Origin of the sequence: Ornithinimicrobium murale, assembly GCF_003352835.1 — a bacterium.
In the GTDB taxonomy this organism is placed as follows: domain Bacteria; phylum Actinomycetota; class Actinomycetes; order Actinomycetales; family Dermatophilaceae; genus Ornithinicoccus; species Ornithinicoccus muralis.
Genome location: NZ_QLVD01000010.1, coordinates 19,816 through 40,425 on the forward strand (window position 1 = coordinate 19,816; position 20,610 = coordinate 40,425).

The following is a 20,610-nucleotide window of genomic DNA, read 5'->3' on the forward strand; positions in this document are numbered from 1 at the left end:
CCCCGGTCAGCCGTTGAGCGGGTTGTTGTCGGAGTAGTTGGAGTCCGGGTCACCGGTCTCCCACTCGCGCTCGCGACGCTCGGCCTCGTCCCAGGCCTCGGTGCGCTTGCGGGCGGCCTCCAGCGCGCTGGAGGCCTCGGTCTCGGTCTCATAGGGACCCATCAGGTCGCCGCCCCGCGCGCGGGCCGGGTCGTCGTGGGCCTCGACCGTGCCGGTCCTCACGTTGTACCAGTAGGGCATGCTCGTCTCCTTGTCACCGGGGTCTGATGCCTAGACTCCACCGTATGCCGAGTGTCACCGCAACCGTTGCCCCCGGACAGGTCTCCCCGCGGCGGGCTGTCCCCGCCACCATCGAGCGACCCGAGTATGTCGACCGGCCGGCGCCGGCGCCGTTCACCGGCTCGGAGGTCAAGGACGCCGACACGATTGAGCGGATGCGCATCGCCGGCCGGATCGGTGCGCAGACCCTGGCCGAGGTCGGCAGGGCGGTTGCGCCGGGGGTCACGACCGATGAGCTGGACCGGATCGGGCACGAGTTCATGCTGGACCACGGGGCGTATCCCTCCACGCTGGGTTACCGCGGCTACCCCAAGTCCCTGTGCACCTCGGTCAACGAGGTGATCTGTCACGGCATCCCCGACTCCCGACCGCTCGAGGAGGGCGACATCGTCAATGTCGATGTCACCGCGTTCGTCGGCGGCGTGCACGGCGACAACAACGCGACCTTCCTGGTGGGTGAGGTCGACGAGGAGTCCCGGTTGCTCGTGGAGCGCACCGAGGAGTCCCTGCGGCGCGCGATCAGGGCAGCGGTGCCCGGCCGCCCGATCAACGTCATCGGCCGGGTCATCGAGTCCTACGCCAAGCGCTTCGGCTACGGCGTGGTGCGCGACTACACCGGTCACGGGATCGGTGAGAGCTTCCACTCGGGTCTGGTGATTCCGCACTACGACGCTGCGCCGGAGTACGGCCAGCTGATCGAGCCGGGGATGACCTTCACCATCGAGCCGATGCTCAACCTGGGGACACCGGACTGGACCGAGTGGAGCGACGGGTGGACGGTCGTGACCGCTGACCTGCGACGCTCCGCGCAGTTCGAGCACATGATCCTGATCACCGAGACCGGCAACGAGATCCTGACACTGCCCTGAGCGACAAGGAGTCACGCATGAGCACGTCCACCGGCCAGGGTCTGGTCCTGGGCATCGACATCGGCGGCAGCGGCATCAAGGGTGCCCCGGTCGACCTGGACAAGGGCGAGTTCGCCGCCGAACGGGTCCGCATCGACACCCCCTCGAAGGCCAGGCCCCAGGACGTTGCCGAGATCGTCGCGCAGATCGCAGAGGACTTCGCCGACGAGGTCGGCCAGGACTCCTCCGTCGGCGTCACCGTCCCTGCTGTCGTGCACCACGGGGTGACCAAGAGCGCCGCCAACATCGACGACTCGTGGATCGACACCGACGCCGACCAGCTGTTCACCCAGGTCCTGGGTCGCCCCGTCGTGGTGATGAACGACGCCGACGCGGCGGGGCAGGCCGAGATGCACTTCGGCGCGGGCCATGCCCAGGAGGGTGTGGTGCTGCTGACGACGCTGGGCACCGGCATCGGGTCAGCCCTCTTCGTCGGTGGCCAGCTGGTGCCCAACACCGAGCTCGGCCACCTCGAGCTGGACGGGGAGGAGGCCGAGCACCGCGCCGCCTCCAGCGTCCGGGAGGACAAGGACCTGTCCTGGGAGGACTGGGCCGAGCGGCTGCAGCGGTTCTACCGCCACGTCGAGGACCTGCTCTGGCCTGACCTGATCATCGTCGGGGGCGGGGTGTCCAAGAAGGCCGACAAGTTCCTGCCGCTGCTGGACCTGCGCACCGTGATCGTGCCGGCGCACCTGCGCAACGACGCCGGCATCATCGGCGCCGCCTGGCAGGCCTCCCACTAATTTTGGGGAGGTCCGGACCGGTCCAGGCACATTTTTGGGGAGGATTGGACCGGTCCGAACCTCCCCAAAAATGGGTTACCAGGAGGTGTGGCGGGGCCGGCCCTCGTCATAGCCTGCCGCGCCCTGGATGCCGACGATCGCCCGGGAGTGGAAGGCGCCGATCGTGGTGGCGCCGGCGTAGGTGAACGCCGACCGGACGCCGGAGACGATCTGGTCGAGCACGTCCTCGACACCGGGCCGCTCCGGGTCCAGATACATCCGGGAGCTGGAGATGCCCTCCTCGAACAGCGCGAGACGGGCGCGGTCAAAGGCCGAGCGGTCCCGGGTGCGGTGGCTGACCGCCCGGGCCGAGGCCATGCCGAAGCTCTCCTTGTAGAGCTTGTCGGCACCATCGTGCTGCAGGTCACCGGGGCTCTCATAGGTGCCGGCGAACCAGGAGCCGATCATCACGCTGCCCGCTCCGGCCGCCAGGGCGAGAGCGACGTCCCGCGGATACTTCACGCCCCCGTCGGCCCACACCTGCGCCCCGGAGTCCTTGGCCGCAGCGGCGCACTCCAGCACGGCGGAGAACTGCGGGCGGCCCACGCCCGTCATCATCCGGGTGGTGCACATGGCCCCGGGACCGACACCGACCTTGACGATGTCCGCTCCGGCGTCGGCCAGGTCCCTGGCGCCCTCTGCAGAGACCACGTTGCCGGCGACCAGGGGCACCCGGACACCGGTCGCCTGCTCATGGGCATCCCGCGCCGCGCGCACCGCAGGCAGGACCTCGATCATCTTCTCCTGGTGCCCGTGCGCGGTGTCCACAACCAGCACGTCGACCCCGAAGGAGAGGATCGCCTCGGTCCGCGCCCGCACGTCACCATTGATGCCCACCGCCGCGCCGATGCGGAGCCGTCCCTGCCCGTCGAGGGCGGGGGTGTAGATCGCCGAGCGCAGCAGGCCGCGACGGGTCACCACCCCGCGCAGGGTGTCCCCCTCGACGACCGGCGCGAGGGAGATGTGCTGGCTGTCGAGCAGATCGAAGGCCTCTCGCATGTCGGTCCCCTCCGGGATGACCACCTCCGGCTCCTGCATCACGTCGCGCACCTGGGTGAACCGGTCCACCCCCGTGCAGTCCTCCTCGGTCACGATGCCCAGCGGGCGTCCGTCCTGGACCACGACGGCGGCGTGGTGCGCCCGCTTGCCCATCACCGAGAGCGCCTGCGCCACAGGCGCTCCGGGCTCGACGACGATGGGCGTCTCGTACACTGGGTGGGCAGCCTTGACCGCCGTCACGGTCTCCTGGATCGCCTCCACCGGGATGTCCTGCGGGAGCACCGCGATGGCGCCACGACGGGCCACCGTCTCGGCCATTCGCTTGCCGGAGACCGCGGTCATGTTGGCCACGACGATGGGCACCGTCGTGCCCACCCCGTCCGGGGTGGTGAGGTCAACGTCCATCCGCGAGGTCACCGCCGACCGGGACGGCACCATGAAGACGTCGTTGTAGGTCAGGTCGTGCTGCGGCTGCGTGCCACCCAGGAATTCCACGCCCAGCAGCCTACGTGGCCGACCCGAAAGGACGGTGATCCGCACCCGGGGGCACGCGGCTGCGGGACCCCGGCACACGGCATACGGTGGGCTCATGCAGATCACTCACCTGGGCCACTCGTGCGTGCTGCTCGAGCTGGCCGACCAGCGCATCCTGATCGACCCAGGCAACTTCAGCGACGTCTCGGGTGTCCGTGACCTGACGGCCGTCCTGGTCACCCACCAGCACCCCGACCATGTCGACCCGGCACAGCTGGCGCCCCTGCTGGCCGCCAACCCGGAGGCACGGGTGCTGCTCGAGGAACAGACCGTGGAGCAGCTCGCCGGGGCGGCCGGGGACCACCGCGACCGACTGGTGAGTATGCCGACAGGCACCGACGTGCACGTCGGCACCGTGACCATCAGTCCCGTTGGGCAACGACACGCGTTCATCCATGACTACGTGCCCCGGATCGACAACACCGGCCTGGTCGTGCGGGCCGACGGTGAACCCACGGTCTTCCACCCCGGCGATGCGCTCGACGCCGAGCCGGGTCACGTGGACGTGCTGCTGGTGCCGGTCAACGCGCCGTGGGCCCGGGTCGGTGACACGGTCAGCTTCGTGCGGCGCATCGCCCCCGGTCGGGTGGTGCCCATCCACGACGCGCTCCTGAACGACACCGGCCGCGGTATGTACCTGCGTCACATCGCCGACTTCGGCGCAGACGGGGGCGTGGAGCTGCTCGACCTGCGCGGCCAGGGCGCGACGACCCTGTAGGTCCTGCGACAGTGGCCGGGCGTGCGAGGCAGTACCGCTAGCCGATGAGGCCCGCTGCTCCGAAGGCCAGGCCGAGCAGATAGGTGATCGCGGCCGCTCCGTAACCGATCGCCAGCTGACGCAGGGCACGCCGCAGCGGCGCGGCACCTGAGAGGAGGCCGACGACGCTGCCGGTGACCATCAGGGCGAGTCCCACGAGCACGGCGGCGACGAGCAACGCAGGGTAGCCGGTCATCCCGAACACGAACGGCAGGATCGGGATCAGGGCACCGCTGGCGAAGAACCCGAAGCTCGAGGTGGAGGCGCCCCACGCGTTGCCGACCGCCTCCTCGCTGTCCACGTCGACCGCGACGTCCGGCATCGCACCGTCGGGCAGCAGGCGCTCCGGGTGCCCGTGGACCGCCGTCATCACCGCATGAGCCTTGGCCCGAGCGTCCTCATCGTTCATGCCGCGCGAGCGATACACCAGGGTCAGCTCGTTCTCCTCCAGGTCCAGGTCCGGCACTGCGGCTCGAGCGTCCTGGCTGGGGTGTGAGGCGGCCAACAGCTCGCGGGCCGAGCGCACCGAGATGTACTCGCCGGCGCCCATCGACAGGGCACCGGCCAGCAGTCCCGACACACCCGCGGCCAGCACGACACCGCTGCTGGCTCCCGTTCCGGCCATCCCCATCACCAGGGCGAGGTTGGAGACCAGGCCGTCGTTGGCGCCGAAGACCGCGGCACGGAAGTTGCCGCTCATGTGGGCCCGACCCCGAGCAGCCAGGCCGCGCAGGACCTCCTCGTGGATCATCTCGTCCGCCGCCATCTGCGGGGTCGCGGCCGCCTCGGTGAAGTAGGGGGTGCGCGCTTCGGCGCTCTGCGCCAGGGCCAGCACGAAGACGGAGCCGAACCGCTTGGCCAGCACGCCGAGGACCCGGTTGCGCAGGCTGGGCGGGACCGGTTTGCCGACCTCGTCCCCCAGCAGTTCCACCCAGTGCGCCTCGTGCCGCTTCTCGGCCTCGGCCAGGCCCAGCAGGATCTCCCGCTCCTCGCCCTCGCGGCGCTCGGCGAGCGACCGGTAGACCTGCGCCTCCGCCCGTTCGTCAGCCAGATAGCGCCGCCACTGTCGAGCTTCCTGCGACGACGGCGTGATGGGACTGGGCACTGTCATGATCCTCCAGAAACGGACGCGGTCGGGCCCCCGCCAGACCCCGGTGGGTGTCACCAGAGTAGGCAGGGGCCCGCTCTCTCTGCCAGGTAGGCCAGGCTACCCAGCGCGGCGTCGGCTCAGATCGCCGTGTGGTCCCGCGCGCCCAGGTAGCCCGGTCGCGCGCTCGGCGCGGCGAACGGCTCCACGCAGGCGTTCTCCACCGAGTTGAACACGATGAAGACGTTGGACCGTGGGTAGGGCGTCACGTTGCCGTTGGAGGCGTGCATGCAGTTGGAGTCGAACATCGTCGCCCCTCCGGCGCTGCCGGTCAGCACGTCGATGCCATAGCGGTCGGCGAAGTCCCGCACGTTCTTGGCATCTGGCGTGCCGGCCCCCTGCATCACCAGGGACTCCCTGAAGTTCTCCTCCGGTGTCTCACCGACGCAGGAGATGAACTCCTTGTGCGACCCCGGCATGATCATCAGCGGCCCGTTGTAGGAGTAGTTGTCGGTGAGCGCGATGGAGATGCTGATCGCCCTCGGCCCGGGCATACCGTCCTCGGCGTGCCAGGTCTCGAAGTCGGAGTGCCAGGAGAACTCCTTGCCGACGAAGCCGGGCTTGAAGTTCACCCGGCTCTGGTGGATGTAGACATCGGACCCGAGCACCTGGCGGGCCCGGTCGACGACCCGGGGGTCGTGCGCGATGGCCGAGAACACCGGGTTGCTCAGGTGCACCTCGAAGATCGAGCGCACCTCCTGGGACTTCGCCTCGACGACGGTCCGCTCGTCCGCGAGCACGTCGGGGTCCTGAGACAGTCGGCGCAGCTCGGCGCTCATCGTCTCCACCTCGTCCGGGGTCACCAGGTCCGGCACCTGCAGGTAGCCGGTCTGCTCCAGGCGTTCCAGCTGCTCGGCGGTGTAGGGCCCGGAGTCGGCGGAGCCGAAGACGACCGGCTCCTCCCGGGTGATCACGTCGGGTTCACCGTCCAGGCGGGTCCGGTAGCGGTCGCGTGTGGTGACGGGTGTCATCAATATCCTTTCCTCGGGGTCTGGATGAGACATCGGGATCTCTTGGTCAGGATCGTGCGGCTGCGGTGGGGCGCGTCAGGCTGGGCTGGGCTCCTCCGTCAGCAACGGGTACACCCCGTGCTCGTCGTGGACTTCCCGGCCGGTGACCGGCGGGTTGAAGACGCAGGCGCAGCGGATGTCCTCGACGGCGCGGATGGTGTGCTTCTCGTTGCCGTCCAGCAGGTACATGGTGCCCGGAGCCAGGGCGTGCTCCTCCCCCGTCTCGCGGTTCACCAGCGTGCCGGTGCCCGCATACACGTAGACACACTCGATGTGGTTGGCGTACCACATGTCGGTCTCGGTGCCGGCGTAGAGCACGGTGTCGTGGAAGGAGAAACCCACCTGGTCGCGAGCGAGCACGAAGCGCCTGCTGCGCCAGTTGCCGTGCTCCACATCGTTGTCGGTGCCATTCAGGTCGTGCAGGTTGATGACCTTCATCTCAGCGTGTCCTCTTCTCAGGTGATGGGTCAGGCCGCAGCGGCGGCCGTGGTGGTGGTCGCCTCGCGCAGGATGTCGAGACCGTGCTGCAACTCGGCGGACGAGATGGTGAGCGGCGGCATCACCTTCACGACCTCACTGTCGGCGCCGGAGGTCTCGACCAGCAGGTGGCGACGGAAGGCCTCGGCCGCCACCGCCTCGGCCAGGTCCGGGTCCTCGAAGCGGATGCCGGCCAGGAGACCACGGCCGCGGTAGGTCGCGCCGGGAACCTGGGCGGCGATCTCCTCCAGTCCGGAGCGCAGCTCCGCACAGCGCTCCCGCACCTGGGCGCCGAAGGTGTCATCGGACCAGAACTCGCGCAGCGCGGCGGTCGCGGTGACGAAGGCGGGGTTGAAGCCACGGAAGGTGCCGTTGTGCTCACCCGGCTCCCAGAGATCGAGCTCCGGGCGCAGCAGCGTCGCCGAGAAGGGCAGTCCCAGCCCGGACAGCGACTTGGACAGGCACACGATGTCCGGCACGATCTGCGCCTCCTCGAAGGAGAAGAACCGGCCCGTGCGACCGCAGCCGGCCTGGACGTCGTCGACGATCAGCAGGACACCGAAGCGGGCACACAGCTCGGACAGGGCCTGCAGCCACTCGGTGCGTGCGGCGTTGAGTCCGCCCTCGCCCTGGACGGTCTCCACGATGACCGCGGCGGGCAGCGCCAGCCCGGAGCCGCTGTCGGCCCAGACCCGCTCCAGCCAACCGAAGTCGGGCGTCGATCCGTCGAGGTAGTCGTCAAAGGGAGCCGTCGAGGAGTGGTAGAGCGGCGTCCCGGCCCCGGCCCGTTTCATCGAGTTGCCGGTGACCGCCAGGGACCCGAGGGTCATGCCGTGGAAGGCGTTGGTGAACGACACGACATCGGTGCGTCCGGTCGCCTTGCGGGCGATCTTCAGCGCTGTCTCCACGGCGTTCGTCCCGGTCGGCCCCGGGAGCTGCACCCGGTAGTCCAGGCCGCGCGGCTCCAGGATCGTCGACTCGAACGTCTCCAGGAACTCGCGCTTGGCCACGGTGTACATGTCCAGCGAGTGGATGACGTTGTCCTCGGCCAGGTAGTCCGTCAGCGCCTGCTTGAGCACCGGGTGGTTGTGCCCGTAGTTCAGGGCACCGGCACCGGAGAAGAAGTCCAGGTAGCGCTCCCCGTCCTCGGTGACCTGCTCGGCACCGGAGGCCTTCTCGAAGACCACCGGCCAGTTGCGGCAGTAGCTGCGAACGGTGGACTCGCGGCGTTCGAAGATGGTCGTGTCAGTCACGTGAGCTCCTCTGCTCGGGGCGTCGTGCCCACTTCGTCGGGGATGGTGCGCAGCGGGGTGATCCGGTGGAGTAACTCGGCGTCCCAGTCCTTGCCGGAGGGGAAGTGGTCCTCGGTGAACAGGTCGGTGACACTGTGCTGCGCACCGTGTCGCTCGGCGAAGGAGGCGAACAGGCGCTGAGAGGCGCCGTTGTCAGCGGTGACCGTCGTCTCGAGGGAGTAGACCCCGGTGCGACGCACCACCTCATCCAGGAGCTGCCCGGCCAGGCCACGGCCGCGGAACTCCTCGTCCACGGCGACCTGCCAGACCATCAGGGTGGTCGGCTCCTCGGGGCGGCGGTAACCGCTGACGAATCCGCCGACCGTGCCCTCGACCTCCAGGACCAAAGAGGTGGCGTGGAAGTCACGGGCCCACAGGATGTAGGCGTAGGGCGTGTTCAGGTCCAGCCGGATCGAGTCGCGGGCGACGCGCCACATGTCGGCGCCGTCCTCGATCGTGGGCTGTCGCAGCACGGTCTGGAGGGCTGTGGCCGTAGCGGTACTCATCGGCCACTCCCAGCGTGCGCGAGGGCCAGGGGACTGCCATCACTCGGGGTGCCGTCTGCATCAAGCTCGACGTCGAGACCGAAGGCGGTGTGCACCGCCTGCGTGGCCCGGTCCAGCTGACCGTCCGCGACCACCACCGAGAGTCGGATCTCTGAGGTGGCCAGCAGGTGCACGGTGATGCCCGCGGCGCTGAGCGCCCGGAACAGGGTCGCGGGAACCTCGGGTGAGGACCGCATGCCCGAGCCGACGACGGACAGCTTGCCGACGCCGTCGTCGCGGGTGACTGCGGTGAAGCCCAGCTCCTCGCGTTGGGCCTTCAGCGCCTCGACCGCCTTGTGGGCGTCCTCCACCGGCAGGGCGAAGGAGAAGTCGATGACGCCGGTGTCGCTGGCGGTGTGGGTCTGCCCGATCATGTCGAGACTGTCCACCGCGTCGGTGATCACGGCGAAGATGGCGGCGGCACGTCCCGGGACATCGGGCACGTTCACGACCGTCACCTTCGACTGGTCGTGGCTATGGGCCAGGCCGCGGATGCGCGGTTCCTCCATGGGATCCTCCTGGTTTTTGTGTGAATCCGGACGCTGGGGGACGACCCGAGGGTCGTCGGACACCCAGGTGCCCGGAAGGTCGGTAAAGCTGGAACGGACGTGCAGAGGCACGTCATAGCGGCGAGCGAACTCGATGGAGCGCAGGTGCAGGACCTTCGCACCGTGCGCGGAGAGCTCTAGAGCCTCCTCGGTGGACAGGTGCGGCAGTTGCCGCGCCAGTGGAACCAGGCGAGGGTCGGCCGAGAACAGGCCGTCGACGTCGGTGAGCACCTCACAGACATCGGCGTCCAGGGCGGCGGCCAGGGCCACAGCTGTGGTGTCCGAGCCACCACGGCCGAGGGTCGTGACGTCATCATCGGCGGATCCGCCCTGGAAGCCGGCCACGATGGCCACGCCACCCTCCGCGAGGACGCCTCGGATCCGGTCGGGGGCCACATCCAGGATGCGGGCCCGGCCGAACTCGTCGTTGGTGCGTAATCCGGCTTGCACTCCGGTGAAGGAGGTCGCCGGGTGTCCGAGCTCGTGAATTGCCATGGCCAACAAGGCCATTGAGATGCGCTCACCGGCGGTGAGCAACATGTCGAGCTCGCGAGCTGTTGGTTTTCGGGTGATCTCTCGGGTGAGGTCGAGTAGGTCGTCGGTGGTGTCCCCCATTGCCGAGACCACGACTGCCACGTCGTGTCCGGCGTTCCGGGTGGCCACAATCCGTCGGGCTACTCGAGCAAGCCCGTCGGCATCGGCCACTGAGGACCCACCGTACTTCTGAACGACCAGAGCCATACATACTCCGTTGAGGGGTTGAGGACTGGACGTCGCACAACGTTAACGACCTTCGACCGCGAACCCAAGGCCGGGGGACCTCCTCCCCGGCAGATCACGATCTGCTACCGAAGGGGCGCGCGCACGCGCCCGCGCGAGACGTGATGAAGCCCACTCCCCTAGGCTTCGGCCATGCCGTCCGCGTCGAAATCGACCCCAGGCCTGCCTCTGGGGCGGCTGGACGTCCCCGGCACCCACAACTTCCGGGAGGTCGCCCCCGGGTCCCTTCGGCCCGGGCGGCTCTACCGCTCCGACGGGCTCCACCGGCTCTCCCGCGCCGGGCGAAGGGCCCTGACCGCCCTCGGTGTGGAGGCGGTGGTCGACCTGCGCTCCGACTTCGACCGGCGGTTCGGAGGTCGCGACCGGCTGCGCGGCACCGGCGCTGACCTGGTGTCCATCCCGATCGCCGGCGCTCCCCCGCAGACCGATCCTGCCGGGCTCGATCTGCGCTGGGTCTACCGCACCATCCTGACCCACCACCGGGCAGATCTGGGGACCGCGATCCGGGTCGTCGCGGACGCTCAGGGCCCGGTCGTGATCCACTGCACGGCAGGCAAGGACCGCACGGGCCTGGTGGTGGCGCTGACCCTCAGCGCCGTCGGCATCGACCGGGCGCGGATCACTGCCGACTACGTGGCGACCCAGGCCAACCTGGACGGCGAGTGGACCGAGCGGATGGTGCGCAAGGTCCGCCGGTTCCGTGTCCCGGTGACCGACACCCTGCTCGAAGTGCTGGCACACTCCCCTGCACCGGTGCTGCACGACACCCTGGAGTGGCTCGAGGCCGAGCACGGCGGAGTGCGTGCCTACCTCGCCGCGGCCGGTGTCGACGACCCCGTGATCGCGCGACTGCGGGAGCGACTGCTTCCGCGAGGAGGCGTCGACTCACCCGACGGGCGGCGGTGAACTGCCCCCTGACTCACCCGACGGGCGGCGGTGCACTGCCCCCTGACTCTCCCTGGTCGCCGCTGAAGAAGGAGAGCTGTCCGTTGGTCTCCAGGACGGCCAGTCGGATGTTGCTCACCAGCTCAATGCCCTGACCACGGGCGGCCGCCAGGAGGTCGTCCAGGCCCAGCCGCTCCCGGTGCAGGACGTCGTGCAGCACCTCGCCCTCGTGCACCACGACCACCGGCACCCCGTGGGTGATCGTGGAGGGACGCCGCCAGCGGGAGTTCACCCAGGAGATCGAGATCGTCAGCAGGGCCATGGTGCCCACGGCAAGGATCCCGGCGGTGGCCGAGTAGTCCTGTGGGACCACTCCCTCGGCGACCATGTCTCCCATCGTGATGAACAGGATCAGTTCGAAGGAGCTGAGCTCACCTAGTGTCGAGCGCCCTGACAGCCGGGTGATGAACCACAGGATGACGAAGATGATCGCGGCACGGATCACGATGTCCATCAGACCTCCAGGGTCAGTCGGTCGACCGCTGCGCGGTCAGGGGAACAGGACTGTGCGAAAGGACAAGGGGTCGACCGGCTCACCGTCGACGACCAGAGCAAGCCGCCCGGACCGGGGCAGCACCGCGTTGGGCTGGATGTAGGCATCAAAGTCGATGATCATCACCGGTTGTCCTTCGGTGGCGAAGGTCAGGTAGACCCACTCACCGTCCCGGGTCTGCTCGGTGGGTTCGGGATACCAGCCCTGCGTCTCGTACATGTCCAGGTAGTCCCCCGTCAGCGCCAGAGTGACCTCGGGGTCCAGCCCCTCCGCCCGGGTCAACCGGATCTCGAAGGGGACGTCCAGACCGGGGCGGGACGTCTCCGCATACTCCAGTCGGAGGTGATGGCCCTCGGCCACGCTGTCCTCCACGACGCCCACCCGGTCCCCGAGGAAGCCGAAGAGCCCGGCCAGGACGAAGAGCGCGAGCGCGGCTGCTCCGACTCGGCGCCAGATGAGTGGGCGCGGTCCCTTGTGGATCGGGCGGATGTCGCGGAGGGTCGACACATCGGACATGAACCCGTGTCTACACCGTTCCCGCCAGCGCGGCACGGCGGAAGCGAGGCCCGTGCCCTCCCCGACCGGGATCACCGAGCCCGCGGGGTGGATGAGTCGGTCGATACGCCGGGTCCTGTCCCGTCGCGCCGTTGCCGGCACTGCGACGGTGGCGACCATCCATCTCGGGTGGCCGTTGCCGGCCACCTCCAGCGGTCTACCCGCACGCTCGGGCGGGCCGCCCTCGAACGCGTGCTGTCTGACCTTGCTCCCGGTGGGGTTTACCTAGCCGCGCCGGTCACCCGGCACGCTGGTGGTCTCTTACACCACCCTTTCACCCTGACCTCCGGCCGGAGCCGAAGGCGGTCTACTTTCTGTGGCACTGTCCCGCGGGTCACCCCGGGTGGCCGTTAGCCACCACCGTGCCCTGTGGAGCCCGGACGTTCCTCGGCGAGTCCCCGAAGGGCTCGACGCGGCCGCCTGACCGACTCATCCACCGGTCCAGTCTACGTGCCTTTGGCTCACCCGACGTGGTGGTCGGTGTGCTCCTTCACCGGGAGCATGGCCAGCGCTCCGGCGCCCAGGATGAGGACGATGCCGAGGATGCCCCAGTACTGGGTGTTCTCCGCGCCGGTGACACGCGCACCGAGCCAGATGCCGACGCCGAAGGCAGCCGGAGAGAGGAAGGACACCACGCGGCCGGTCGTTGCATAGAGGCCGAAGATCTCGCCGCTCTTGCCCTCGGGGATGAGGCGGGCCAGGAAGGACCGGGAAGCTGCCTGGGCGGGACCGACGAAGACGGTCAGCCCCAGACCCAGCACCCAGAAGACGGTCTTGCCGCCGTCGTGCAGGAAGAAGATGAGCAGCCCCAGCGTCACCAGGGCCACCAAGGAGATCAGGATCACGCGCTTGGGGCCGATTCGGTCATCGAGCAGCCCGGCCGCCATGGTGGCGACTCCAGCGACGATGTTGGCAGCGGCCCCGAAGATGATCACCTCACCGGCGCTCATGCCGAAGGTCCCCGCGGCCAGCACCGCCCCGAAGGCGAAGACGCCGGCCAGCCCGTCCCGGAAGAGGGCCGAGGCCAGCAGGAACCAGACCGTGTGGCGCGAGGTCCGCCACAGCCGCCGGACGGTGCCGAACAGCAGCCGGTAGGAGTCCACGATGCCGACCCGCGGCGCCCGCTCCACGGGCCGGTCCTTGAGCTTGACCAGCGCCGGGACGGTGAACAACGAGATCCAGATGCCGCACAGGAGCATCGAGACCCGGATGTCGAGGCCGTCCTCGCCGGTGACGCCGAACAGGCCCACGTCGGGCTGGATGAACAGGAAGTACATCACCAGCAGCGCCACGATGCCGCCGAGATAGCCGAAGCCCCAGCCGTAGCCGGAGACACGGCCGATGTTCCTCGGCGTGGCCACCTGCTCGATCGTGGCGTTGTAGTTGACCCCGGCAATCTCGGAGACCACCGACCCGACACCCAGCAGCACGAGACCGAGCACGAGGTAGCCGGGGTCGGCCTTGACGAAGAACAGGCTCGCGGCGATGGCAGCCAGCAACCAGGTCTGCCAGCGCAGGTTGCGCACCGTCCGGCCGGACCGGTCGGAGTTCTGCCCGAGCACCGGCGCCAGCGCCGCGACGAACAGGCCCGCGATCGCCGTCGCCAGCGCGAGCATCTGGGAGGTGTGGTTGGTCGAGCCGAAGCTGTCGCTGGTGAGATAGACGGCAAACACGAACGTCGTGATGACGGTGTTCCACGGCTGGCTGCCCCAGTCCCACAGGGCCCACGCGGTCACCTTGCCCTTCGAGGCCCCTTCGGAGGATCCCAGGGCGGTGGGCACCTCGTCTGGGTCCAGGGACTCGGTGGCGGCCGGGTCCAGGGGCTCCTGTGCGCCGGTCCCGTTCTCTGTGCTCTCATCACGCGTGGTCACAGCACCGACCGTATTGCCCCCGACCACGAAACCTCCGCTGAACCCGCCGAGTTCACCCAGCGGACACCTCGTGCTCCGCGCGCTCAGACAGCGGCTGTATGCCGATCGGCCAGGTCCGCGAGGAGGCTCGCCATGGCCGAGGGCGCGCTGACCATCGGCCAGTGGCCACTGTCCAGGTCCACGTAGTCGAGGGTGGTGGCCGCGGCCAGCTCGGGAAGGTCGCCGGAGGCGACCCAGTCGCGTGCGTCGTCCGGTCCGAACTCGGGACAGATGAGGGTGACGGGCACAGCGCTCCGCCCGGGATCGGCATACCGCACGGTCCCCCGACTCACGCCGACCGGCACGGCCACCATGTCGGTCTCCATCCGAGCCCTGGTCGACTCGTCCAGGTCGGCCGAGTCCGGCCCCTCGAAGGCCGGCCACCCTGGGAAGGCCATCAGGTTGTCCACCGGCTCGAAGAAGTCGGCATAGGTGCCGCCGTCACTGGACGGGAAGCCCCCGATGAGACCGACGGCGGCCACCTGCTCCGGGCGCCGGTCGGCCGCGAGCCAGGCAAGCGTGCAGGCGGCCGAGTGGCCGATCACCAGCGGCCTCCCGTCCGCGCCGTCCACCGCCGCGAGCACAGCGGCCACCTGGTCCTCCAGCGTCGCCGCGACGTCCCCGTCGCCCTGGCCCGGCAGAGCCACGGCCACCCCGCGGTGCCCCCGCGCCCGCAGCCCCTGGGTGACCTCGCCCCATACGTCCGCGGTGAGCCACAGCCCACCGATGAGGATCACATCCATCGCACACTCCAGACATCTCGTCGTTGTCGGTTGCCCTCACGCTAGGCGCCATCCCGGACAATCCGCGTCCGCCACCCCCTGCCCCTGGATCGGGCCGCGCCCCACCCCACCTGCACCGTGGGTGAGGTTTCGTACGCTGGGTCCGACATCCCGACAGCCAGGAGAGACATGAAGATCGCCATCATCATCGGATCCGTGCGCGAGGACCGGAAGGGCGACGACGTCGGTCGCTGGGTCAAGGAGCAGTCCGCCGACCGTGACGCCACCTACGAGCTCGTCGACCTCAAGACGTTCGACCTCCCCGTGCTCACCTCGCCGACCGTTCCCGGCGCCGCGAACCGGCAGTATGACGACGAGCGCGTCACCCGGTGGGGCCAGACGATCGACGCCTACGACGGCTTCGTCTTCGTCACCCCGGAGTACAACCACGGCATCCCCGGCGGGTTCAAGAACGCCTTCGACTGCATCTATCCGGAGTGGACCAAGAAGGCCGTCGCCTTCGTGTCCTACGGCGCGATGTCCGGCTCGCGCGCGGTCGAGGCCTGGCGGGTGGTCGTGGCCAACGCCGACATGTACGACCTCCGCGCCCAGGTCGCTCTGAGCACGTTCTCCGAGTTCGACGGCGACACCTTCACGCCGGCCGACCGGAACGCGGAGGAGGCTGCCGACCTGTTCGCATCCCTGGAGGCGGCCAGCACCGCGCTGGCGACCCTGCGCGGCTGAGGCCTGCCCTCTCAGGCGTCAGCCGCCCGTCCTGTCCTCAGACGATAGCCGCCCGTCCTCAGACGATCCGGAAACGCATCTGCTGGGTGGCGATGTCGGCCTGGACGAGCTCGACGCGGACCTCGCTGCCCAGCTCGGCCCGGCCCTCAGCCAGGGCGTTGACCGCGGGCTCGGTGAGCTGGACCTGATAGCCCTTCTTGCCTGCCTCGTCGACCACGACCGCGTCAAACTGCTCGCCGACCCGGTGCGCCAGCACCGCCGCCTCGGTGGCGTCGGTGCACGCGCGCTCGACCGCCTTGGCCAGCCGGCCCGAGTCGTCCATGATCTCGGGCAGGGTCGGGAGTGCCTCGCGCGCCCAGGCGGGCACGTCGTGGCCCTGGGTCAGCGCCTCACAGACGACCAGCACGAACCGGTCGATCAACCGCCGCAGGGGCGCGGTCACGTGCGTGTAGGGCGCCGCGATCGCGGACTGCTCGGTCTGCTCCGGTGGCGCCCCCTCGAAGGCCTCGTAGCTCGCGCCCCGGAACAGCGCCGTGGCGTCGTGGATGATCGCCAGGTGCTTGGGGTCGGTCCGGTCCAGGGTGCGGAGGAAGTCGCCGTAGACCATCCCCTTGGGCCACTCGACCCCCAGCGCCTTGACCTGACGACGGAACCGGTCCACGTCGCGTTGCTGGGCCGGAGGCATCGTCCGCAGGATGCCGACCCCGCCCTCCAGCATGATCTCGGCAGCCACGATGCCGGTGAGCAGGCTGATCTGCGCGTTCCAGTCCTCGACCGGCAGCAGCGGCCGGAACTGCAGCGAGTAGGTGCCGTCGTCCTCGACATGGACCTCCTGCTCGGGCATGGGCAGGCTCGCTCCACCCCGCTCTGACTCACGACGGATCCGGTGCTCCCCCACCTCCTTGAGCAGCAGCAGGGTCTCCTCGGCCTCCCCGTCGTCGATCAACTGCTGCACCTCCTCGTAGGTGTAGCGCCGCACCGACCGCACCATCGCCCGATAGAGCTCCGCAGTGTCGCGGGTCCCGTCCGGCGTCAACCGCATGTCCCAGACGTAGGCCGGCCGTTCCGTGTCCGGAAGCAGGCTGGCTGCCGCTTCGCTGAGCTCGGCGGGGTGCAGCGGCACCCTGGTGTCCGGGCAGTAGATGGTCTGCCCGCGCAGCCGCACCTCGGTGTCCAACGCGCCAGCGGGCGCGACGAAGGCAGGCACGTCGGCAATGGCATAGCGGACCCGATAGCCCTCGCCGTCGCGCTCGATGTGCATCGCCTGGTCCAGGTCCATCGAGCCCGGCGGGTCGATGGTGATGAAGGCCAGAGCTGTCTCGTCGCGCTCGGGCAGGTCCGGGTCCTCTGCCGCCTTCCGTGCCTCGGCGAGCGCGGCCTCGGGGAACTCCTCCCGCACCTCCATGCTCGTCCGGATGTCGGCGAACGCCCGCTCCAGGAGGGTGCCGTTCGGCTCGGTGCGGTGGTCACGGATCGTCGTCGCTCGCTGCGCCATAGGCGCCACCCTAGGCAGATGGCGGCCAAGATCGCGTGATCAGCGGGGCAACGATTCGCCCCACCAGTGGATCACCCAGTTGGTCTGTCAATCATGGCGACCCCGCGGGCCTGGCCCGCCGCCACGGTGTCTACGCTGCGTTCGTGCTGATCCTGCTGCCGCCATCGGAGTCCAAGACGGGCCGCGCCCGCGGCCGCCCCCTCGATCTGGAGCGGCTCTCCCTGCCGGGCCTGACCGCCGCCCGGGCGGCCCTCCTCGGGCCGGTCGCGGAGACCAGTGCCCGCCCCGATGCCGCCTCCCTGCTCGGGGTGAGCCCGAACCTGACCGAGGAGATCGCCCGCAACGCCCGGCTCACGACGGCGCCGTCCGTGCCGGTCGCGGATCTCTACACGGGCGTGCTCTACGACGCCCTCGACCTGCCCTCCCTGGAGGCGGCTGCACGGCGCCGCGCCAACCGTCGGATCCTGGTGATCTCGGCGCTGTTCGGCGCCCTGCGACTGACCGACCGGGTGCCGCCCTACCGCCTCTCCATGGCGGTCAACGTGCCCGGTGTGGGGCCACTGGCTGGTCACTGGCGCCAGTCCCTGGCCATGGAGCTGCCGGAGCAGGTCGGGCGCGGCCTGGTCATCGACTGCCGGTCCAGCACGTATGCCGCAGCCTGGGTCCCGCAGGGGGAGCTCACCAAGCGGTGGGTCCAGATCCGGGTGCCCGGTGCGACCCACATGGCCAAGCACACCCGCGGGCTGGTGACCCGGGTTCTCTGCGAGGCATCAGCAGACCCGCGCTCGGCCGCAGGGCTGGCCGACGTTCTGGCAGCCGACTTCCGGGTCGAGCTGCACCACCCGACCAGCCGCAGCAAGCCCTGGGGGCTGGACTTACACCCGCCGACCACCGGATAGCCGTCCCGGTGCGGCGTGCAGCACGCCGTGCTGTGCTCAACGTCAGCGGTCCGCCGGCAGGATGAGATCACTGGGAATGTTGAGACAATCCTCGAAGCCCGTCGACGCCTCAAGGTCGTCTGCGGGTGTCCACAAAGTCCCTGTGCTGCGGTAGTTCTCAACGAATCGGGCTCGCGTTGGCGGCTCTCCTGGAAGCAGACCTCGTTCCCGCAAGCACGTTGTCGACTCGCCGACGAAGTAGTCATATAGTCTGTTGAGTGCCTCCTCGTTGTAGGGCTGGTAAAAGACCGGCAGGAGTGGGTACCGCGCGGTGCAGATATAGCTGGCGTCGTTGAAGGCCTGCCGCTGCTCACTCGGATACTCCGCAGCGAACCCGTTCCCGGAGCCGTCACCTGTGACGTCGAACCCGAACTCGGCCAGGCAGTCTTCCATCACTTCAGCCGTCTCCTCAGGACGCACTTCACGCACGACCTCCACGACGGGCGGGTCATCCTGGTCATACATGCGCGCATGGCCAGCTAACCACTCTTCCCGTGTCCTGGGCTCGACTGGCGCCGCTGGGACCTCAGCGGACTCTGCAGAGTGCCGGCTCAAAGAATTCGAAGCCTCGCCGGACGGAGTGGCCCGAGGAGCTGGCTCCGTATCGCTCTTCGCACCTTGCTCTCTATCGGTGTCGGCACCACTACAACCGCCTAGACACAGCGCGAAAACGACAACGACGATGCCTGTAACCCTTGACATTCCCCCCCCCTTGGAGTGGGACAGTGATGTCCGTCACCCTAGCTCGCTCATCATCCCGGAAACAAGGTGTCCCCATGAAACGCAAGATCCTCAGCATCGCAGCCATCGTCGGTCTGGTCCTCGTGACGACAGTCGGGCCATCGTCCGCGTACGACAATCGTTCAGGCAGCCGAACCTGCAGTTCGGGCTACAACGTGGGGTTGAGCACGCAGACGACCTCATCAGAAACACACAGGCACTTCTACGAGAGTGATGCTGGCGTGGACCGCAGTTACGTTAAGTACAACGCCATCGGGTATGGCACCAGCAGCTTCTTCCGCGTGGCGTCGTGGCGTGCAGAAACTCCAGGATACTTCTCCTCCGCCTACAGCAGTTGCAACCAGAACCCGAACTGACACTCATTGTCCACGAGGCGTACGGGGATCCTGCTGTCGTCTCACATCCGCCGCGGAGGCCGAGGGTCGGCGCCACGTCGGCCTCGTCGTGGATGCCGACCGACAGCCGGATGACGTTGTCCGCCACCTCGAACTCGGTGCCGCGCACGCAACTCTAGTTGGGTCAATGTCCCCGGCGTCGGACCGCGGTCCGGGCACTGGCGCCAACCCCTCAGCAGTGTGCTCCCTGGCCTTGTGGGCCGCGGCCTGGTCATCGACTGCCGGTGCAGCACGTATGCCGCAGCCTGGGTCCTCAGGGAGAGCCGGCAAGGCGCTGGGTCCAGGTCAGGGTGCCGCACAGACCCTCCGCTTCTGCTCGACAGTCCATCGACGGCGCTTGGTGCTCATCATCTCTCTCCTATCTCTGGAGAGGACTGACTCACATACAGGCTGACAGGTAGGGACCGGCACGAAGGCGCGGTCGCAAAGGGGAGGTCAGTGCCGTAGGGCGGGCGGGGCTCCCGCCTCAGTCGAGTCGCGCGAGGGCCTGCTGCACGTCGGCGACCAGGTCGGCCTCGTCCTCGATGCCGACGGAGAGTCGGATGATGTTGTCCGGCACCTCCAGCTCGGTGCCGCGCACGGAGGCGTGAGTCATCTCAGCTGGATAGTTCACCAGGGACTCCACCCCACCGAGGCTCTCGGCCAACTGGAACACGGACGTCGACTCGGCGAACTGGCGAGCCGCAGCCGCCCCGCCGGTCAGACCCAGCGAGACCATGCCACCGAAGCTGCTCATCTGCTTCGCAGCGATCTCGTGCCCGGGATGGTCGGCCAGGCCCGGGTAGTAGACCCGCTCCACGGACGGATGGCCGACGAGCGCCTGCGCGATCGCGGCCGCGTTGGAGCTGTGCTTCTCCATCCGCAGCGCGAGGGTCTTGATGCCGCGGATCGTCAGGAACACCTCCCACGGCGCGGAGACGCCACCGGCGGCGAACTGCAGGAACTGGATCTTCTCCCCCAGCTCCTCGCTCGCGGTCACCACGAGACCGCCGAGGACATCGGAGTGGCCGCCGAGGTACTTCGTGGCCGAGTGGACCACAACGTCGGCGCCGAGCGCGAGGGGAGTCTGCAACGCCGGGGAGGCGAAGGTGTTGTCCACCACGACGATCAGCCCGTGCTCGTGACCGAGCGCCGCGAGCGCCTCGATGTCGCTGATCTTCATCAGGGGGTTGCTCGGCGTCTCCAGCCAGAGCATCTTGGTCTCCGGGCGGATGCCGGCACGCACCGCATCGAGGTCGGTCATCTCCGCGGTGCTGAGGTCCAGGCCCCACGGCTTGAGGATCCGGTTGACGAGCCGGTGCGTGCCGCCGTAGACGTCGTTGCCCATCAGGACGTGGTCGCCGGCGGACAGCAGCGCCCGGAAGGTCGCGTCCTCCGCCGCGAGGCCGGAGGCGAAGGAGAGCCCCTGCACGCCGCCCTCGAGGTCGGCGACCAGTTCCTGCAGTGCGTCTCGCGTCGGGTTGGTCCCGCGGGTGTACTCATAGCCCTCGCGCAGGCCTCCGACGTGCTCCTGCACGAAGGTCGAGGTCTGGTAGACCGGCGGGATCACCGCCCCGGTCCTGGGGTCGAAGGCCTGGCCGGCGTGGATGGCGCGGGTGGAGAATCCGGACACGT

General features: G+C 69.0%; 22 protein-coding genes and 1 other RNA gene. 7 read left to right on the top strand and 16 right to left on the bottom strand.

Going from position 1 to position 20,610, the window contains the following annotated elements; genetic code table 11:
* Window positions 1-6: 6 nt before the first annotated feature.
* Entirely contained in the window at window positions 7-240 is a 234-nt protein-coding gene (locus DPQ65_RS03325; protein WP_114905970.1) for a methionine aminopeptidase, read from the bottom strand.
* Window positions 241-284: 44 nt separating this feature from the next.
* Here DPQ65_RS03325 and map point away from each other — a divergent pair, with 44 nt between their 5' ends.
* The gene (map, locus tag DPQ65_RS03330; RefSeq protein WP_114905971.1) at window positions 285-1,148 is read left to right on the top strand and encodes a type I methionyl aminopeptidase; all 864 of its coding nucleotides are present in this window, start codon (window positions 285-287) and stop codon (window positions 1,146-1,148) included.
* Between the two features lie 17 nt (window positions 1,149-1,165).
* Complete coding sequence (gene ppgK / locus DPQ65_RS03335) at window positions 1,166-1,930, top strand: polyphosphate--glucose phosphotransferase (protein WP_114905972.1); 765 nt, start codon at window positions 1,166-1,168, stop codon at window positions 1,928-1,930.
* A gap of 75 nt (window positions 1,931-2,005) precedes the next feature.
* On the opposite strand, the gene DPQ65_RS03340 is transcribed toward ppgK, so the two are convergent.
* On the bottom strand, window positions 2,006-3,463 hold the full coding sequence (locus DPQ65_RS03340) for a GuaB1 family IMP dehydrogenase-related protein (protein ID WP_114905973.1): 1,458 nt from the start codon (window positions 3,461-3,463) through the stop codon (window positions 2,006-2,008).
* Window positions 3,464-3,557: 94 nt separating this feature from the next.
* Between DPQ65_RS03340 and DPQ65_RS03345 the strand changes: the two genes are divergently transcribed.
* Window positions 3,558-4,220, top strand: a complete 663-nt coding sequence (locus tag DPQ65_RS03345; RefSeq protein WP_114905974.1) for an MBL fold metallo-hydrolase — start codon at window positions 3,558-3,560, stop codon at window positions 4,218-4,220.
* Between the two features lie 37 nt (window positions 4,221-4,257).
* Here DPQ65_RS03345 and DPQ65_RS03350 read toward each other — a convergent pair whose 3' ends face one another.
* From DPQ65_RS03350 to DPQ65_RS03375, 6 genes are all read right to left on the bottom strand, one after another.
* The gene (locus DPQ65_RS03350) at window positions 4,258-5,370 is read right to left on the bottom strand and encodes a VIT1/CCC1 transporter family protein (protein WP_114905975.1); all 1,113 of its coding nucleotides are present in this window, start codon (window positions 5,368-5,370) and stop codon (window positions 4,258-4,260) included.
* 116 nt (window positions 5,371-5,486) lie between these two features.
* Window positions 5,487-6,377 (bottom strand): ectoine hydroxylase, encoded by an 891-nt coding sequence (gene thpD / locus DPQ65_RS03355; protein WP_114905976.1) that lies wholly within the window; start codon window positions 6,375-6,377, stop codon window positions 5,487-5,489.
* Window positions 6,378-6,452: 75 nt separating this feature from the next.
* Entirely contained in the window at window positions 6,453-6,854 is a 402-nt protein-coding gene (locus DPQ65_RS03360) for an ectoine synthase (protein ID WP_114905977.1), read from the bottom strand.
* A 29-nt stretch (window positions 6,855-6,883) separates the two neighbouring features.
* Window positions 6,884-8,146 carry a diaminobutyrate--2-oxoglutarate transaminase gene (gene ectB, locus DPQ65_RS03365; protein ID WP_114905978.1) on the bottom strand — a complete coding sequence of 421 codons (1,263 nt, stop codon included), beginning with the start codon at window positions 8,144-8,146 and terminating at the stop codon, window positions 6,884-6,886.
* Window positions 8,143-8,691, bottom strand: coding sequence for a diaminobutyrate acetyltransferase (gene ectA / locus DPQ65_RS03370; RefSeq protein ID WP_114905979.1), 549 nt, complete (start codon window positions 8,689-8,691; stop codon window positions 8,143-8,145). The genes ectB and ectA overlap by 4 nt, the downstream gene beginning before the upstream one ends.
* Complete coding sequence (locus DPQ65_RS03375; RefSeq protein ID WP_114905980.1) at window positions 8,688-10,019, bottom strand: aspartate kinase; 1,332 nt, start codon at window positions 10,017-10,019, stop codon at window positions 8,688-8,690. The genes ectA and DPQ65_RS03375 overlap by 4 nt, the downstream gene beginning before the upstream one ends.
* Before the next feature lie 171 nt (window positions 10,020-10,190).
* On the opposite strand from DPQ65_RS03375, the gene DPQ65_RS03380 reads away from it, so the two are divergent.
* Window positions 10,191-10,964 carry a tyrosine-protein phosphatase gene (locus DPQ65_RS03380; protein WP_114905981.1) on the top strand — a complete coding sequence of 258 codons (774 nt, stop codon included), beginning with the start codon at window positions 10,191-10,193 and terminating at the stop codon, window positions 10,962-10,964.
* Between the two features lie 13 nt (window positions 10,965-10,977).
* Here the strand turns inward: DPQ65_RS03380 and DPQ65_RS03385 are convergent, their stop codons facing one another.
* The 5 genes from DPQ65_RS03385 to DPQ65_RS03405 all read right to left on the bottom strand — a co-directional run bounded on the left by DPQ65_RS03385 (window position 10,978) and on the right by DPQ65_RS03405 (window position 14,704).
* Window positions 10,978-11,457, bottom strand: a complete 480-nt coding sequence (locus DPQ65_RS03385; protein ID WP_114905982.1) for a DUF421 domain-containing protein — start codon at window positions 11,455-11,457, stop codon at window positions 10,978-10,980.
* A 36-nt stretch (window positions 11,458-11,493) separates the two neighbouring features.
* Window positions 11,494-12,012 carry a hypothetical protein gene (locus DPQ65_RS03390; RefSeq protein WP_114905983.1) on the bottom strand — a complete coding sequence of 173 codons (519 nt, stop codon included), beginning with the start codon at window positions 12,010-12,012 and terminating at the stop codon, window positions 11,494-11,496.
* 88 nt (window positions 12,013-12,100) lie between these two features.
* Window positions 12,101-12,483: RNase P RNA component class A (rnpB, locus tag DPQ65_RS03395), an RNA gene on the bottom strand.
* A gap of 29 nt (window positions 12,484-12,512) precedes the next feature.
* Complete coding sequence (locus DPQ65_RS03400; RefSeq protein WP_238146658.1) at window positions 12,513-13,922, bottom strand: MFS transporter; 1,410 nt, start codon at window positions 13,920-13,922, stop codon at window positions 12,513-12,515.
* An 83-nt stretch (window positions 13,923-14,005) separates the two neighbouring features.
* Window positions 14,006-14,704 carry an alpha/beta fold hydrolase gene (locus DPQ65_RS03405; protein WP_114905984.1) on the bottom strand — a complete coding sequence of 233 codons (699 nt, stop codon included), beginning with the start codon at window positions 14,702-14,704 and terminating at the stop codon, window positions 14,006-14,008.
* 168 nt (window positions 14,705-14,872) lie between these two features.
* Between DPQ65_RS03405 and DPQ65_RS03410 the strand changes: the two genes are divergently transcribed.
* Window positions 14,873-15,427, top strand: coding sequence for an NADPH-dependent FMN reductase (locus DPQ65_RS03410; RefSeq protein ID WP_114905985.1), 555 nt, complete (start codon window positions 14,873-14,875; stop codon window positions 15,425-15,427).
* 58 nt (window positions 15,428-15,485) lie between these two features.
* Here the strand turns inward: DPQ65_RS03410 and DPQ65_RS03415 are convergent, their stop codons facing one another.
* Window positions 15,486-16,922 carry an RNB domain-containing ribonuclease gene (locus DPQ65_RS03415; protein WP_114905986.1) on the bottom strand — a complete coding sequence of 479 codons (1,437 nt, stop codon included), beginning with the start codon at window positions 16,920-16,922 and terminating at the stop codon, window positions 15,486-15,488.
* A 143-nt stretch (window positions 16,923-17,065) separates the two neighbouring features.
* Here DPQ65_RS03415 and DPQ65_RS03420 point away from each other — a divergent pair, with 143 nt between their 5' ends.
* Window positions 17,066-17,821 (top strand): YaaA family protein, encoded by a 756-nt coding sequence (locus DPQ65_RS03420; RefSeq protein WP_114905987.1) that lies wholly within the window; start codon window positions 17,066-17,068, stop codon window positions 17,819-17,821.
* 42 nt (window positions 17,822-17,863) lie between these two features.
* Here the strand turns inward: DPQ65_RS03420 and DPQ65_RS03425 are convergent, their stop codons facing one another.
* Complete coding sequence (locus DPQ65_RS03425; RefSeq protein ID WP_162801995.1) at window positions 17,864-18,298, bottom strand: hypothetical protein; 435 nt, start codon at window positions 18,296-18,298, stop codon at window positions 17,864-17,866.
* A 338-nt stretch (window positions 18,299-18,636) separates the two neighbouring features.
* Between DPQ65_RS03425 and DPQ65_RS15490 the strand changes: the two genes are divergently transcribed.
* A complete protein-coding gene (locus tag DPQ65_RS15490; protein ID WP_162801996.1) occupies window positions 18,637-18,957 on the top strand; it encodes a hypothetical protein in 321 nt (106 codons plus the stop codon).
* A 505-nt stretch (window positions 18,958-19,462) separates the two neighbouring features.
* On the opposite strand, the gene DPQ65_RS03430 is transcribed toward DPQ65_RS15490, so the two are convergent.
* Complete coding sequence (locus tag DPQ65_RS03430) at window positions 19,463-20,608, bottom strand: cystathionine gamma-synthase (RefSeq protein WP_114905989.1); 1,146 nt, start codon at window positions 20,606-20,608, stop codon at window positions 19,463-19,465.
* Between the last annotated feature and the right edge of the window lie 2 nt (window positions 20,609-20,610).